The 15,378-nt window shown below is 70.4% G+C and carries 14 protein-coding genes and 1 tRNA gene; 10 read left to right on the top strand and 5 right to left on the bottom strand.

What is annotated here, in order from left to right; translation table 11 throughout:
* Entirely contained in the window at positions 1-1,200 is a 1,200-nt protein-coding gene (locus RS82_RS03170) for an aminotransferase class I/II-fold pyridoxal phosphate-dependent enzyme (protein ID WP_045296857.1), read from the top strand.
* Positions 1,201-1,209: 9 nt separating this feature from the next.
* Here RS82_RS03170 and RS82_RS03165 read toward each other — a convergent pair whose 3' ends face one another.
* Both RS82_RS03165 and RS82_RS03160 read right to left on the bottom strand, forming a co-directional pair.
* The gene (locus RS82_RS03165) at positions 1,210-2,013 is read right to left on the bottom strand and encodes a carbon-nitrogen hydrolase family protein (protein ID WP_045296856.1); all 804 of its coding nucleotides are present in this window, start codon (positions 2,011-2,013) and stop codon (positions 1,210-1,212) included.
* Positions 2,010-2,528 (bottom strand): DUF6328 family protein, encoded by a 519-nt coding sequence (locus RS82_RS03160; protein WP_045296855.1) that lies wholly within the window; start codon positions 2,526-2,528, stop codon positions 2,010-2,012. The genes RS82_RS03165 and RS82_RS03160 overlap by 4 nt, the downstream gene beginning before the upstream one ends.
* 93 nt (positions 2,529-2,621) lie before the next feature.
* On the opposite strand from RS82_RS03160, the gene RS82_RS03155 reads away from it, so the two are divergent.
* Positions 2,622-2,695, top strand: a tRNA-Met gene (locus tag RS82_RS03155).
* 66 nt (positions 2,696-2,761) lie between these two features.
* Here the strand turns inward: RS82_RS03155 and RS82_RS03150 are convergent.
* Complete coding sequence (locus RS82_RS03150) at positions 2,762-3,334, bottom strand: MarR family winged helix-turn-helix transcriptional regulator (RefSeq protein ID WP_342666930.1); 573 nt, start codon at positions 3,332-3,334, stop codon at positions 2,762-2,764.
* Between RS82_RS03150 and idi the strand changes: the two genes are divergently transcribed.
* The 7 genes from idi to RS82_RS03115 are packed head-to-tail and all read left to right on the top strand — an operon-like array spanning position 3,317 to position 8,926.
* On the top strand, positions 3,317-3,868 hold the full coding sequence (gene idi / locus RS82_RS03145; RefSeq protein ID WP_045296852.1) for an isopentenyl-diphosphate Delta-isomerase: 552 nt from the start codon (positions 3,317-3,319) through the stop codon (positions 3,866-3,868). The genes RS82_RS03150 and idi overlap by 18 nt on opposite strands.
* Positions 3,865-4,920: a polyprenyl synthetase family protein gene (locus RS82_RS03140; RefSeq protein WP_045296850.1), complete on the top strand. Its 1,056-nt coding sequence runs from the start codon at positions 3,865-3,867 to the stop codon at positions 4,918-4,920. Before idi ends, RS82_RS03140 begins: the two co-directional genes overlap by 4 nt.
* The gene (locus RS82_RS03135; protein ID WP_045296849.1) at positions 4,917-5,798 is read left to right on the top strand and encodes a phytoene/squalene synthase family protein; all 882 of its coding nucleotides are present in this window, start codon (positions 4,917-4,919) and stop codon (positions 5,796-5,798) included. The genes RS82_RS03140 and RS82_RS03135 overlap by 4 nt, the downstream gene beginning before the upstream one ends.
* On the top strand, positions 5,795-7,360 hold the full coding sequence (gene crtI, locus RS82_RS03130; RefSeq protein WP_045296848.1) for a phytoene desaturase family protein: 1,566 nt from the start codon (positions 5,795-5,797) through the stop codon (positions 7,358-7,360). The genes RS82_RS03135 and crtI overlap by 4 nt, the downstream gene beginning before the upstream one ends.
* A 2-nt stretch (positions 7,361-7,362) precedes the next feature.
* Positions 7,363-7,716, top strand: coding sequence for a lycopene cyclase domain-containing protein (locus RS82_RS03125; protein WP_045296926.1), 354 nt, complete (start codon positions 7,363-7,365; stop codon positions 7,714-7,716).
* Complete coding sequence (locus tag RS82_RS03120; protein ID WP_045296847.1) at positions 7,713-8,036, top strand: lycopene cyclase domain-containing protein; 324 nt, start codon at positions 7,713-7,715, stop codon at positions 8,034-8,036. The genes RS82_RS03125 and RS82_RS03120 overlap by 4 nt, the downstream gene beginning before the upstream one ends.
* Positions 8,033-8,926, top strand: coding sequence for a prenyltransferase (locus tag RS82_RS03115; RefSeq protein ID WP_045296846.1), 894 nt, complete (start codon positions 8,033-8,035; stop codon positions 8,924-8,926). The genes RS82_RS03120 and RS82_RS03115 overlap by 4 nt, the downstream gene beginning before the upstream one ends.
* Before the next feature lie 57 nt (positions 8,927-8,983).
* Here the strand turns inward: RS82_RS03115 and RS82_RS03110 are convergent, their stop codons facing one another.
* Together RS82_RS03110 and RS82_RS03105 are read right to left on the bottom strand one after the other, a co-directional pair.
* Positions 8,984-11,893 carry a UPF0182 family membrane protein gene (locus RS82_RS03110; RefSeq protein WP_045296845.1) on the bottom strand — a complete coding sequence of 970 codons (2,910 nt, stop codon included), beginning with the start codon at positions 11,891-11,893 and terminating at the stop codon, positions 8,984-8,986.
* 94 nt (positions 11,894-11,987) lie between these two features.
* Entirely contained in the window at positions 11,988-13,115 is a 1,128-nt protein-coding gene (locus tag RS82_RS03105) for a YlbL family protein (protein ID WP_045296844.1), read from the bottom strand.
* A 146-nt stretch (positions 13,116-13,261) separates the two neighbouring features.
* Here RS82_RS03105 and RS82_RS03100 point away from each other — a divergent pair, with 146 nt between their 5' ends.
* Positions 13,262-14,707, top strand: a complete 1,446-nt coding sequence (locus RS82_RS03100) for a zinc-dependent metalloprotease (RefSeq protein ID WP_045296843.1) — start codon at positions 13,262-13,264, stop codon at positions 14,705-14,707.
* The last annotated feature ends 671 nt before the right edge of the window (positions 14,708-15,378 follow it).

The following is a 15,378-nucleotide window of genomic DNA, read 5'->3' as shown; positions in this document are numbered from 1 at the left end:
ATGCGACAGATCTCCGGAGCATGGCGCCGCACGGCCGCGGGCGCCGGACTCGTCGGTTCCGACGGGTCGATCCACCCCACCATCTTCGCCGAGATGTCGGCCCTTGCGGCGCGTACCGGCGCGATCAACCTCGGGCAGGGCTTCCCCGACGAGGACGGCCCGGCCGAGGTGCTCGAGGCGGCACGTTCGGCGATCGCGAACGGCGTCAATCAGTACCCGCCGGGTCGCGGCATCCCTGATCTCCTCTCGGCCGTCGCCGAGCACCAGGAGCGGTTCTACGGACTGCGGCTGGATCCCGCCCGTGAGGTGCTCGTGACGGCCGGGGCGACCGAGGCGCTCGCCGCCGCGCTCCTCGCCCTCATCGACGGTCCCGACGACGAGGTCGTGGTGTTCGAGCCCTACTACGACTCGTACGCCGCGGTCGTCGCTCTCGCCGGCGCTCGGCTCGTGACGGTGCCGCTGCGGTGGCCCGACTTCCAGCCCGACCTCGACGAACTGCGCGCCGCCGTGAGCGATCGCACCCGCGTCATCCTCGTGAACGATCCGCACAATCCCACCGGGGCTGTCTTCGGCGCCGCGGTGCGCGACGAGGTCGTGCGCCTCGCCGAGCACCACGACGCCGTCATCGTGACCGACGAGGTGTACGAGCACCTCGTCTTCGACGAGCCGCACGTGCCGATCGCCACGCTCCCCGGCGCCGGGGAGCGCACGCTGACGATCTCGTCGGGCGGCAAGACGTTCTCGACGACCGGCTGGAAGATCGGCTGGATCTCCGGCCCCGCCCCGCTCGTCGATGCGGTGCTCGCGGTCAAGCAGTTCCTCACGTACGTCAACGGCAGCCCGTTCCAGCCTGCGATGGCCACCGGACTCCGCCTGGGCGACGACTTCTTCCAAGGCATCGCCGGCACGCTGCGTGCGAAGCGCGACCTGCTCGGCGCGGGGCTGCGCGCCGCCGGATTCGACGTGTCGATGCCCGCCGGCTCCTATTTCACCGTCGTCGACGCCGCGCCGCTCGGAGCGACGGATGCCGCGGCCTTCTGCCGCGCTCTCCCCGAGCGCGCCGGGGTCGTGGCCATCCCGCTCACCGCGTTCGCGACGCCGGACCGGCTCGAGAAGTACGCCACGCTCGTGCGCTTCGCGGCGTGCAAACGCGTCGAGGTGCTCGAGGAAGCGGCCTCCCGCCTCGCCGCCCTCGGGTGAGCCTCGGGGTCAGCGCGGCCCGACGCCGAAGCGCCGGAGCGTCAGGGCGGGGTTGACCCGGCGCACACGCTCGATCGCGCCGACGTCGAGGTGGGCGACCGCCACGTCGGTCGACGTGCCGACCGCGGCCAGTTCGACGCCCTGCGGGTCGACGACGAGCGAGTTGCCTACTCCGAGGGGCGGCGGGTGGTCCGCGGCGGCGACGAACACGGTGTTCTCGATCGCGCGGGCGTGCAGCAGGGTGCGCCAGTGGTGCTCCTTGAGCGGACCGCGCACCCATTCCGCCGGCACGACGAACACGTCGGCCCCGGCGTCGACGAGCAGCCGTCCGACCTCGGGGAACCGGAGGTCGTAGCAGGTCATGAGGCCGAACCGGAGTCCGCCGAGCTCGAACGTCTGCGGTGCCTCCGGCTCCCCCGGCTCGACCCAGTCCGACTCCCGCTGGCCGAACGCGTCGTAGAGGTGCAGCTTCCGGTAGTGCGCGATCAGGCCCGTCGCATCGACGGCGACCGCGGTGTTGCGCACGCGCTCGCCGTCGCTGCCGCGCTCCAGCAGTCCCGCGACGATCGTCAGGTCGTGCTGCGCCGCAAGTCGCGTGAGCGCCTGCACGAACAGGCCGTCCAGCGCCTGGGCGTTCGCGGCGAGGGACTCGTCGAACGGGTCGACGAAGTAGCTCGAGTACTCGGGGAAGACCACGACGCGCGCTCCGCGGGCGGATGCCGTCGCCACGAGCTGCGCGATGGATTCGAGGTTCACCGCGGCATCGGCCGTCGGTGCGAACTGCGCCACCCCGATGGGGAGTGTCTCGGTCATCGTCGTACTCCGTTCGTCCGGCGGCGCGCGCGGAGGATCGCGGGCACGACCAGCCACATCGCGAAGACCAGCAGCCCGAGCGGGATGAGGGCCCACCAGAACGCCGACCCACCCAGCACGACATCGAACACGAAGGCCACGACACCGACGAGGAGCACGGCGACGGTCCCGAGCGCCGTGACGAGGGCGAGGTGTCCGTACCGCACGACTTCGGCCTTGGCACGCTGCTGGAACAGGGCCCGGTGGAGGGCCACCGGTGCGAGGGCGACGATCGAGCTGAGCGCTGACAGCACGACGAGCCCCAGATAGAACGACCTCTGGGAATCGGTGAGGTCGCCGAAGGCCGGCTGGAAGGCCAGCGCGAGCAGGAAGCCGGTCAGGATCTGCGTGCCCGTCTGCAGGACGCGCACCTCCTGCAGCACCTCGCTCCAGTTGCGGTCCGCACGCTCCTCCGGCGTCTCGTCGCGGCCTTCGACGCGGCCGCCTGCAGCGTCGGTGTCGCGCTCGGTGGACATGGGTTCATCCTTGCCCGCCGCCCGCGGTCGGGGCAAGCCGACCACCCCTGTGTCACGACCACCCCAAACCCCGTGCTAGGCTATTCCTTGTGCCGCGGGGTGGAGCAGCTCGGTAGCTCGCTGGGCTCATAACCCAGAGGTCGCAGGTTCAAATCCTGTCCCCGCAACAGAAAACACAGAAGAGGGCGTCCCGACAGGGTCGCCCTCTTCTGTTGTTCCGCGAGCCGTCGCGTTCACTCCTCCGGGTCCATCGCGCCGCACAGGTCGTCCAAGAACCGCGCGATCACGGCGAGTTCCACCTCGTCGTAGTCCAACGCGACGGCCCGCATCGCCCGCAGCCTGTCGCCGAAGACCCGGAAGAACGCATTGCGCGCATCCTCGGTGAGCACCACCACGCGCCCGCGCCCGTCGCTGGGATGCGGTCGCCGCTGGACGTGGCCGGAATCGACGAGTCGATCGAGCAGCTTGGTGGTCGATGCGGTCGAGATGCGAAGGTGTCGGGCGATGTCGCGCGGGCTGACCGAGCGGCCTTGCCGCTCGCGGATGATGAGCAGCCGAAGAGCGGCGACATCGGACGCGTTCATGTCCATGTCGCCCTTCATGCCGCTGTGCATGCGCTCCATGGCGTCACTGACGGCACGGATGGACGTGAGCACACGCATCACCGCATGCTCATGCTCGGTCTGTGGCAGCCAGCGTTCCGACATCGTGGACGTTCCCTCCGACCCGTTGTAGCATCGCACAAGAGGTATTGCTAGCTTAGCTAGCAATCTGAGAGGAATGATGGGATGCCCGACACCGACCACGTCGTCCTGCTCGACGATGACGGCCGAGCCATCGGCACGGCCCCGAAATCCAGCGTGCACGGCCCCGATACCGCCCTGCACCTCGCGTTCTCCTGCCACGTCGTCAACAGCGACGGCCAGGTTCTCATCACCCGGCGGGCCCTCACGAAGCGCACCTGGCCCGGGGTCTGGACCAACTCGTTCTGCGGGCATCCCCGTCCTGCCGAACCGGTGCTCTCGGCGGTGCGTCGCCACGCGGACTTCGAACTGGGGCTCACCCTCACCGACCTCCGCGTCGCGCTCCCGCTTTTCCGGTACCGCGCCACCGACGCCAACGGCATCGTCGAGCACGAGGTGTGCCCGGTGTACACCGCCTATACCGACGACGAGCCCGTGCTCAACCCGCTCGAGGTCGTCGACGCGCGGTGGGTCGAGCCCGAAGCGCTCGCCGTCTCGCTCGAGGCGACACCGTGGGCGTTCAGCCCGTGGCTCGTGCTCCAGGCCCAGCAGCTCCACCTGTTCGAGACGTCATCGCGCGAGAGACGCGCGTCATGATCCCCGCGGCGTCCGACCCCGACCTTCGGATCGCGATCGACGGCGCGCTCGCGCGCATCCGCGAGCGCGCGTCGGAGCTGGGCCCCGCGTTCGGCGTCCTGGGCGACGCGATCACCCGCGCGGCCCAGGGCGGAAAACGACTGCGTCCCGCCCTGGTCACGGCATCCTTCGACGCGTTCCGCGCCGACGACGCCGACACGTCCGCCGTCCTCTCCGTCGCCGCGGCCTTCGAACTGCTGCACACGGCGTTCGTCGTGCACGACGACGTGATCGACCACGACACGATGCGGCGCGGGGTGCCCAACATCGGCGGCGAGTTCCGGCGGCGGGCACAGGACGACGGCGCCGACCCCGACGGGGCGGCCCTGGTGGGCGACGCCGCCGCCATCCTGGCCGGCGACATCCTCCTGCACGAGGCCTTCCGCCTGATCGCGATGGCCCACACCGACGACGCGACGAGGGATCGGCTCCTGACCCTGCTCGACGACGCCGTCCTGATCTCGGCGGCGGGCGAACTCGCCGACGTCGAGAACAGCGTCGCGGCGCGGCATCCGTCGCGCCTCTCGACCCTCGATACGGCGTTCAACAAGACCGCGGTGTACACATTCCGCGCGCCGCTGCAGGCGGGCGCGCTGCTCGGGGGCGCCGACGGCGACGCGCTGCGCGTGCTCGGTGAGGCAGGCGGACGCCTCGGGCTCGCCTTCCAGCTCGTCGACGATCTGATCGGCGCGTTCGGGACCACGGCGCAGACGGGGCGTGACACCGGACCCGACCTCCGCGAGAACAAGCGCACCCCGCTCGTTGCGCTGGCGCGGGAGTCCGGCGCCGCGCCGCGCGTCGACGAAGCGCTCGCGCTCGCGCGTACCGGCCCTGTCGCGGTGCGCGAGGCGCAGGCGGTGCTGGAGGAGACCGGAGCACGCCAGCGCCTGGTGCAGCTCGTCGAGGAGACGCTGACCGCGGTGCGGGCGGCATCGCACGATCCCGCACTCCCCGACCGGGCCGGCGCACTCCTGCGCACCCTCGCCGACGGCATCGAAAGACGGATCCCATGAGCACCGTGCGCACCGCGACCCCCACGGGTCTCGCCCTCTACAACCAGGCGGCGGCGGATGCCGCGGCAACCGTGATCGCGCGGTACTCGACGTCGTTCGGGCTCGCGTGCAGGCTGCTCGGTCCGCGACCGCGACCGCACGTGCGCAACGTCTACGCGCTGGTGCGCGTCGCCGACGAGATCGTCGACGGCCCCGCCGAAGAGGCCGGGCTGCCTCCGGAGGTCGCGGGCGAGATCCTCGACGAGCTCGAGCAGGAGGCACTGTCGGCGATCGAGCGCGGCTTCAGTTCGAACCTCGTGGTCCACGCGTTCGCCCGCACGGCGCGCGAGTGCGGCATCGGGGAGGATCTCGTGCGCCCCTTCTTCGCGTCCATGCGCACCGACCTCGGCACGCGCAGCCACGATGCCGCCTCGCACGACGCCTACGTGTACGGCTCGGCGGAAGTCGTGGGACTGATGTGCCTGCAGGTCTTCGTCAACGCCGGGGCGCAGCATCCGGTCGCCCCCTCTCCTCAGCTCGTCGACGGAGCCCGGCGCCTCGGTGCGGCCTTCCAGGACGTGAACTTCCTCCGCGACCTCCACCACGACGAAGCCGTGCTCGGCCGCGACTACCTCGGTCTGTCCTCTGCCGACGGGGAGCGTGCTGCAGTGCTCGACCGCATCGACCGCGACCTGGCCGTCGCGGCGAGCGCCATCCCGGCGCTTCCCGCCGACTGCCGCCGCGCGGTGACCGCCGCGCACGACCTCTTCGCCGAGCTCGCCGTGCGCCTGCGCGCGTGCGACGGATCCGAGGAGCGGGTGCGCGTGCCCGACGCCGTGAAGGCGCGTCTCGCGGCCCGCGCGCTGCTGGGCTTCGCACCACGGGAGGTGCGCGCATGACTCTCATCGACGGACCGCGGCGCGCGGTCGTCATCGGCGGCGGGGTCGGCGGGCTCGCCGCGGCCGCACTGCTGGGCAGCGAAGGGTGGGACACGACGCTGTTCGAGGCGCGCGATGAGATCGGGGGCCGCGCAGGTTCCTGGGAGCGCGACGGGTTCCGCTTCGACACGGGCCCGAGCTGGTATCTCATGCCCGAAGTGTTCGAGCACTTCTTCCGGCTGCTCGGGACGACGGCGGAGCGCGAGCTCGATCTCGTCCCGCTCGACCCGGCGTATCGCGTGTACTCGGACCCCTCGACCGGTCTCGCCCCGCTCGACGTGCGCTCCGGCCGCGCCGAGGCCACCGCCCTCTTCGAGAGCGTGGAGGCCGGCGCGGGCGCTCGCCTCGACGCCTACCTCGACTCCGCCGCCGACGCGTACGACCTCGCGGTCTCGCGCTTCCTCTACGACACGTACGAGACGACCGCGGGCCTTCGAGACCCGGCAGTGCTGAGACGGGTGCCGCGGCTCGCGCCCCTGTTGACGCGCAGCCTCGCCAGCCATGTCGAGCGTCGGTTCACCGATCCACGGCTGCGTCAGATCCTCGAGTACCCCGCGGTCTTCCTGGGGGGATCCCCCTACGGCGTGCCGAGCCTCTATCACCTCATGAGCCACCTCGATCTCGGCGATCGCGTGCTCTACCCGCGCGGTGGATTCACCGAGCTCGTGAGCGCGATCGCGCGCCTGGCCGAGGCATCCGGAGTCGCGATCGAGACCGGTGCGCGAGTCACCGCGATCACCACCGAGGCAGGCGTCGCGACCGGCGTCGAGCTCGTCGGCGGACACCGAGTGCCCGCCGACCTCGTCGTGTCGGGCGCCGATCTGCACCACACCGAGACCCGTCTGCTCCCTCGCGCCGAACAGACGTATCCCGAGGAGTGGTGGCGTTCGCGCACGCCGAGCCCCGGCGCGCTGCTGGTGATGCTCGGCGTCGAGGGGCGACTGCCTCAGCTCGCCCATCACACGCTGCTGTTCGCCCGCGAGTGGCGCGCGAACTTCACCGACATCTTCGGCGCCCGCCCGCGCATCCCTGCCCCCGCGTCGCTCTACATCTGCCGTCCCAGCGCCACGGACCCCAGCGTGGCGCCGCCGGAGCACGAGAATCTCTTCGTGCTCGTCCCCGTGCCCGCAGACCCCCAGCTGGGGCACGGGGGCATCGACGGCGGCGGAGACGCTTCGATCGAGGCCGCTGCCGACGAGGTGATCGCGCAGATCGCCGAGTGGTGCGGCATCCCCGACCTGGCGGGACGCATCGTGGTGCGCCGCACGGTCGCGCCCGGCGACTTCGCCGACGACTTCGGCGCCTGGCGCGGCAACGCGCTCGGTCTCGCCCACACGCTCGGGCAGAGCGCGGTGTTCCGCCCACGCAACGCCTCGCGCAGGATCGAGGGCCTGTCGTACGTCGGCGCCTCCACCCTGCCCGGCATCGGCCTGCCGATGTGCCTCATCTCGGCCGAGCTCGTCGTCAAGCGTCTGCGAGGGGATCGCTCCCCCGGTCCCGTCGCTGAGCCGGCGAGGGTGTGACGGTGCCGGGGATCTACCTCATCGCGATCCTCGCCTCCGCCGCAGGCGTGCTGCTGATCGACCGGCGCTGGCGCCTCGCGGCATGGCAGGCGCCCGCACGCACAGCCCTCGCGGTGGGCATCGGCACGGCGTTCTTCCTCGCGTGGGACGCCGTGGGCATCGCCACGGGTGTCTTCGTCAAGGGCGACAGCGCCCTGTTGCTGGGCGTCGACCTCGCCCCCCACCTCCCCCTCGAAGAACCCGTGTTCCTCGCATTCCTGAGCTACCTGGCGCTCGTCGCGTGGTCCGGCGCCGTGCGCCTGACGGAACGACGACGAGCGGATGCTGCGTCCCCGCGCTCGGAGGCGAGCCGATGACCTACTCCCTCATCGTCGTCCCGTTCGTCGTCATCACCGTGATCGTGGCGCTGCTGACGGCCCGCCGCCCGGCGTTCGGGCGCAGGATGACAGCATCCGCCATCGCCGCCGGCGTGCTGGTGGTGCTCACCGCCGTGTTCGACAACGTCATGATCGCCGCGGGACTCTTCACGTACCCCGAGACGCTGATCTCCGGACTGCGCATCGGTCTCGCCCCCATCGAGGACTTCGCCTACCCCGTGTGCGCGGCATTCCTCGTACCTGCGGTCTTCACGCTGCTGGAGCCGACGCGCTCGCATCGTGAGGAGACGGCCTCGTGACCACCGACGCGCCCCTGCGCGCCAACACCGTCGCCCGGCAGCTGCTCATCGCCTCGCGGCCGGTGAGCTGGATCAACACCGCGTATCCGTTCGCCGCCGCCTACGTCCTGACCACGCGCGAGGTGGACCTCACCCTCGTGGTCGGCACACTGTTCTTCCTCGTGCCGTACAACCTCGCGATGTACGGCATCAACGACGTGTTCGACTACGAGTCGGACCTCCGCAACCCTCGCAAGGGCGGCGCCCACGGCGCCGTGCTCGATCGGCGGATGCACCGCGTGACCCTGTGGGCCTCCGCACTGCTGTGCCTGCCGTTCGTCGCCTATCTTGCGGTGGTCGGCTCCGCGGTCTCGTGGGTCGTCCTCGCCGCGAGCCTGTTCTTCGTCGTGTTCTACAGCGCGCCACCGCTGCGGTTGAAGGAGCGGCCGTTCCTCGACTCCGTGACCAGCAGCATCCACTTCTTCTCCCCCGCCGTGTACGGAATCGTCCTGGCCGGAGCGACGTGGACGCCCGCCCTCGTCGCCCTCATCGTCGCGTTCGCGCTGTGGGGCATCGCCTCCCACGCGTACGGAGCGGTGCAGGACGTCGTCGCCGACCGCGAAGCGGGCATCGCATCGATCGCCACGGCACGCGGCGCGCGCTGGACGGTGCGCTTCTCCCTCGCCTGCTACGCCGCGGCGGGGGTCGCGATGCTCGCGACGACCTGGCCGGGGCCGCTCGCGGCAGTGCTCGTCGTGCCCTACCTCGTGACGGTCTGGCCCTACCGCTCGATCGCCGACGCCGACGCCGCGGCCGCGACCACCGGATGGCGCCGGTTCCTGTGGCTCAACCAGTTCTCGGGCTTCGCCGTCACGCTGCTGCTCATCTGGTACGCGATCCTCACGGCATAGCTCTCGGAAACGCCGAAGGCCGGCCCCCTCGGGGACCGGCCTTCGCGCGTGCGCGGGTTACGGCTGCTCGCCGAGCTGGATGAGCTTCTCGACCGCCGCGGTGAGACGCTCGTCGGCCGCGCCGTACGCCGCCCAGTCGCCCTTCTCGAGCGCCGCCTGGCGATCGAGCATCGCCTGCTGCGCGTCCTGCAGCGCAGCCTGGTACTCGTCGGTGGGCGCGGTCGGGGTCGTCGGCTCGGTCGGAGTCGGCTCAGGAGTCGGCGCCGGCGTGGCACCCGGGGTCGGCTGCACGTCGGTGTCGCCCGCGTCGGCACCCGAGTCGCCGCCGAACAGAGTGTCGAGGGCCTCATTCAGTGTGTCTTCGAAGGCGATCTTGTCGCCGAACGAGACCAGCACCTTCTGGAGCTTCGGCAGCTTCGTGCCCGTCGACGACTGCACGAACACCGGCTGGACGTACAGCAGGCCGCCGCCGACCGGCAGGGTGAGCAGGTTGCCGTTGAGCACCTCGGACTGCCCCTGTTTCAGCAGGTTGATCTGCGCCGAGATCTGCGGATCCGAGTTGAACGTGTTCTGCACCTGGCCAGGACCGGGCACCGTCGTCTCGGCGTCGATCACCAGCATCCGGAGTTTTCCGTAGTCCTCGCTCTTGACGCCCGCTTCACTTCCGGCGTTCGAGTCCACCGCGAGGTAGCCCATCAGGACGTTTCTGGTGTTGCCTGCCGTCGCCGCCGGGATGAATGACGTGAACATCGAGTACGTCGGCTCATCCTGGTCGGGCATCTGCATCGTCAGGTAGTACGGCGGCTGCAGCGCCGTCTCTTCCTGCGGGTCGTTCGGCGTCTGCCAGCGGTTGTCGCTCTGGTAGAACGAGCGCGCGTCGTCGACGTGATACACCCCGAGGATCGTGCGCTGCACCTTGAACAGGTCGGTCGGGTATCGCACGTGGCTGATCAGGTCGGCCGACATGTCGCTGATCGGCTTGATCGTCGACGGGTAGACCTTCTGCCACGACTCCAGCACCGGGTCGCTCTCGTCCCACGCGTACAGCGTGACCGAGCCGTCGTACGCGTCGACGGTGGCCTTGACCGAGTTGCGGATGTAGTTGATGTCGTCGAGAGCGAAGCGCGGAGCCGGGTTGCTCGAATCCGAGATCGCCGACGTCAGGCTCACGGTCGACGAGTACGGGTAGTTGGCGCTCAGCGTGTAGCCGTCGATGATCCACACGATCCGCCCGTCGACGACACTCGGGTAGGCGTCGTTGTCGAGCGTCAGGTAAGGGGCGACCTTCTGGACGCGATCGCGCGGATTGCGGTCGTAGAGGATCTGCGAGTCCTCGTTGACGTAGTCGGAGAACAGGATCTGCTCGGCCTGGAATTTGAGCGCGTAGATGAGCCTGTTGAAGACGTTGCCGAGGCTCGGCCCGCCCTCGCCGTCGAACGTGGTCTTCGTCTCGCCGGAGCCGTCCTCACCCGAGGGGTAGTCGAGCTCGACCGGCTCCGCCCCGGCGGGTGCCCCGACGATGGAATACGTCGGCGAGTACTCACCGAAGTACACCCGCGGCTGGAAGTCCTCCTGGTCGGAGAGGAACCCTGCGGCGGGGATGCCGCGCTCGAGGAACACGGGGTCGCCCTCATTCGTGCGGTCGTTGCCCTTCGCGGCGACGAGGCCGTAGCCGTGCGTGTAGACGACGGCGGAGTTCTGCCAGTCGGCGGCGTTGCCGAGCTGCGCGAGGTTCAGCTCACGCACCGAGACCACCGTGTCCTGCGAGACTCCGTCGATGTCGTACCGGTCGACGTCGAGCGGGTCGGCGAACTGGTAGTAGGACCGGTACTGCTCGAGCTGGCGCACGTTCGGCGAGATGATCGCGGGGTCCATGATGCGCACCTGGGCCGTGGTCGCCGCGTCGTCGCGCAGCTGGCCGGCCTCGACATCGGTCACGGCCGTGAAGTCCTGCTGGTCGAGGCTGGCGACGCCGTACGCCTCGTGGGTCATGTCGACGTTGCGCTGGTAGTAATCCTCTTCCAGGGCGAAGCGGTTCGGCTGCACCTGGAAGGTGTTGACGACCCATGGGTAGCCGACGCCGACGACGATCGCCGACACGACGAGCAGGGCGGTCGCGATGAGCGGGTAGCGCCAGCGGCCGATGATCGCGGTCACGAAGAACAGGATGGCGACGATGACGGCGGCGAAGGCGAGGATCGTCTGGCCGGGGATGATCGCGTTGACGCCCGTGTAGCCGGGACCGGTGATGCGGTCGCCGGGCTCGACGAGCGTCTTGTACCGGTCGAGCCACAGGCTCGCGCCCTGCACCAGCAGGTACAGGCCCGCGGTCACCGCGAGCTGGATGCGGGCAGACTTCGAGATCCGCAGCTCCCGCTGACCGATCCGCACCGAGCCGTAGAGGTACGAGACGAGCGCCGTGACGAGCAGGCAGATGAGCAGCACCGCCGAGGCGAAGCCGATGAGCGAGCTCCAGAACGGCATCGCGAACATGTAGAAGCCGGTGTCGAGCCCGAACTCGGGGTCGGTCGTCTTGGTGGCGACGCCGTTGAACCACAGCCACGTGGTCTCCCACTGCGCCGAGGCGGCGAAGCCGGCGAAGAAGCCGAAGAAGATCGGGATGCCCCACATCGCCAGCCGGCGCAGCGGCTCGACGACCTCCTGATAGCGGTCGAGCTGCGAGCTCAGCCGTGCGTAGACGGGGCGCAGCCGGTACGCGAGCTGGATGGAGAGCCACACCGGCACCGCCATCCCCAGGAAGCCGACCGCGAACATCACGACGCGCGCGACCCACTGGGTGAGCAGCACCTCCGAGAAACCGAGCTGGTCGTACCAGAGCCAGTCCGCGTAGAGGCTGGCGAAGATGAAGAAGGCCACCACGAGCGCGGCGATGATCGCCAGGCTGATGGCGATGACGCGTCGGGTGCGAGAGGGTGTGGCCGGAGTCGGCGCGGAGGTCGTGGTCACGTTCCCATCCTAGGCGCGCGATTCTCGGCGCCCGCCTTGTCCTCCCTGGGCGAACTCTAAGAAACTCGCAACGTTTCGGGCACGATCCGCACGCTCACTTGAGAGTGCAGGTCGGGAGCGCGTCGAGATCGCCGCCCGAGCTCACCGCGTCGAGCACGGCCAGCGCATCGTCCAGATCCTCGACCGAGAACACTCGCAGGTCGCCCGGGATGTGACCCACCACCTCGTCGCAGTTGGCCTCGGGAGCGAGGAACCACTCGGCGCCCGCATCCAGCGCGCCCCACATCTTCTGACGGATGCCTCCGATCGGCCCGACCTCGCCATCGGCGGTGATCGTGCCCGTGCCCGCGACCTGCTCCCCGCCGTTGAGCTCGCCCGGGGTGAGCGTGTCGATGATACCGAGCGCGAACATCATGCCGGCGCTGGGTCCGCCGACGTTGTTCAGCTGGATGGTGACGTCGATCGGGAAGTCGTAGTCCGTCGTGAGGTTGACCCCGAGGATCCAGGTCGTCTTCCCATCGTCGTCGGTGATCTCCTTCGGCGCGACCTCCACCGTCTGCTGCTCGCCGTCGCGCTCGATGAGGAGCTCGACCGGAGCGCCCTCCCCCTGGTTGATGACCGAGCGGAGGTTCGAGACATCCGCGAGCTCCTCGCCGTTCGCCTCGAGGATCAGGTCGCCCTGCTCGAGGATCCCCTCGGCCGCGGCGCCGTCGATGACCGAGTAGACCGACAGGGTCCCGCCGACGTCGTAGCCGAGCTCGGTCAGCGCGGCCGCCGTCGCCTCGTGCTGGGAGTCGACCATCATCTGCGCGCTCTCCTCGTTGCGCTGCTCGGTCGTCTGGTTCTCGGGGAAGATCGCGTCGATCGGCATGACGGCCCGGCTCGGGTCGAACCACGCCATGGCGAGCTCGAACCACGACGGCGTGTGCTCGCGGTTGCCCTGCACCTGCACGGTGAGGAGGTCGAGCGATCCGTCCGTCGGGTAGGTCTCGGCTCCCTCGACCGAGATCAGGGGCACCTCGTCGCCGTCGGCGTTCTGGGCCGTGCCGAGCGTGTTGTATACCGGACCCGGCCGCTGGATGACGTAGGAGGTCGGCAGGAACGTGATGACGAGGAGCACCACCATCGCGACGGCGAGCGACCATACGCCCGCCAGCGTGCGGCGGGACATCCGCGGCCGTGGGGCGGGCTCGATCGTCGTGTTCTCGTCGAACAGGGCCACGCGGGACCTCTCTTCCGTGCCTTGTCGGTGTTGCGCCTGGTCGTTCGCGACCGGCGTAAGGCGTTCGGCGTCCTTGCCGGGGAGTGCGACGGATGCTGCGACTAGCGTAGAACGCAACCTCATCGACCGGCTGAAAGGCGGCTGAAGTGGCAGACGACGTCACTGGCGGGGGCGACCCCAGCCCCGAGGACGACTTCCAGGAACTCATCCGCCAGCTGTTCGGCGGCGCCGCGGGCGACTTCGACCCCGAGCAGCTGTCGCGGCTGTCGGGGATGAACATCGACCCCGCGATGATGCAGGCGGTCATGCGTCAGCTGCAGGGGGCGTTCGAGGGCGCCGATGAGACCGGCATCTCGTGGGACATGGCGAAGCGGCAGGCGCTGCACATCGCCAACCAGGAGGGCCTGGGTGTGACCGCGGGTCAGCGCACGGACCTCGACCAGGCGTTCTCGCTGGCGACGCTGTGGCTGAGCGAGGCGACCACGATCTCGGAGCTGTCGGCTCCCCCCGCGACGCTCACGCGTGGTGCCTGGGTCGAGGCGACGCTGCCCGTATGGCAGGAGCTCGCCGCTCCGGTGGCCACGAGCATCGCAGACGCACTCACGTCCGCGCTGAGCGAGCAGGCGCCCGAAGACATGCAGGGACTCGTGCAGGGCGCCGGGCGCCTCATGCGCACGGTGGGCGGCTCGCTCTTCGCGTCGCAGCTCGGTCAGGTGGTCGGCAACCTGTCCAAGGAGGTGGTGAGCGGCGGCGACGTCGGCATCCCGCTGATGCCCGACGGCCAGGCCGCGATCCTTCCCCAGAACTTCGCCGACTTCGGGCGCGACCTCGAGGTGCCCGAAGACCAGCTCGCGCTGTACGTCGCGACGCGCGAACTCGCGCATGCCCGCCTCTTCCGTCACGCGCGCTGGCTGCGCCTGCACGTGATCTCGCAGGTCACCGACTTCGCGCGGGGCGTGCACGTCGACACCGACGCCCTCGAGGATCTCGCCACGCGCTTCGACCCGTCCGAGCCCGAGGAGCTCCGCCGCGCGATCGAGAGCGGTGCACTGCTGCCCGCCCGCTCTGAGGCCCAGGAGGCGGCTCTCGCCCGCCTGGAGAACCTCCTCGCGACGGTCGAAGGCTGGGTCGAAGTCGTCACCGAGGACGCCACCTCGCGACTCCCCTCGGCACAGCGCATCTCGGAGGCCGTTCGCCGCCGCCGCGCGGTCGGCGGTCCCGCCGAGCGTGCTCTGGGCTCGCTCGTCGGCCTCGAGATCCGGCCGCGCCGCATGCGCGAGGCCGCCGCGATGTGGCGCGCCGTGACGGCTGCGGTGGGCCCGGCCGCGCGCGACGCGCTGTGGGACTACCCCGATCTCATGCCGAGCGCTTCCGACATCGACGACCCCGCAGCACTCGTCGCCCGCCTGGAAGCCCGCGCCCGCGGCGAGGAGCCGGCGCGCGACGAGATGGACGACGCCCTGGCGCGCCTCCTCGCGGGCGAGGAGCCCGGAGGATCGGCCGCGGACGAGGCATCCGATTCCCCCTCCGAGTCCGACGGATCGGGCGAGGAGGGCGAGAGCGGCGCGCCCGACGACCACCGGCCCGTGTAGGCGGCGGGTCCGGGCCGGATCGCCGGTTCCTCCCCAGACGGCCGGAGCACCCCGAAGACACCTCGCGGCCTGTGGATATCCGCTGCGGACCCCGTCGGCGCGACAGGATCGGGCGCATGCTGCGACTCGACCCCGCGTATCCCCCGGTGTGGCGGACCGACTCGACGATCCAGTTCGGCGCCGAGCCGGTCGCGGTCCTCGATGATCCGCTCCCGTGGCAGCAGCGTCTGCTCCGCGAACTGGAGCGCGGCATCCCCGACGGGGCCGCAGTCCCCTTCGCACAGGCGCTCGGAGCTCCGGACGCCCTCGCCGCGTCGCGGTTCCTCTCACGCATCCGCCGCGCACTCCTGACGGATCGGGCGACCAGACCCCGCGTCGCGATCCAGTGCGCCGAGGGCGTGCCCGACCGCCATCGCGACGCGATCGCCGCGGGCCTCGCCGCGGAGGGAGTCGACATCCACACGGCCCACCGCTTCGATGGCATCGGCAGCGCCGGCACGGATGCCGAAGCCGTCGTCTTCATCGTCCATCGCGTCGTGGCGCCCGGTGCGGCCGCCGCGCTCATGGGCGCCGACGTCGATCACGTGCCGATCGCGCTCACCGGCTCGGGTGCGGAGGTCGGACCGTTCGTGGAGCCCGGCCGCAGCGCCTGTCTCGCCTGCGTCGCGGCT

Source organism: Microbacterium trichothecenolyticum (genome assembly GCF_000956465.1).
Lineage (GTDB): Bacteria > Actinomycetota > Actinomycetes > Actinomycetales > Microbacteriaceae > Microbacterium > Microbacterium trichothecenolyticum.
The sequence above is the reverse complement of the archived record's forward strand: the minus strand, read 5'-3'. Positions and strand labels throughout refer to the sequence as shown.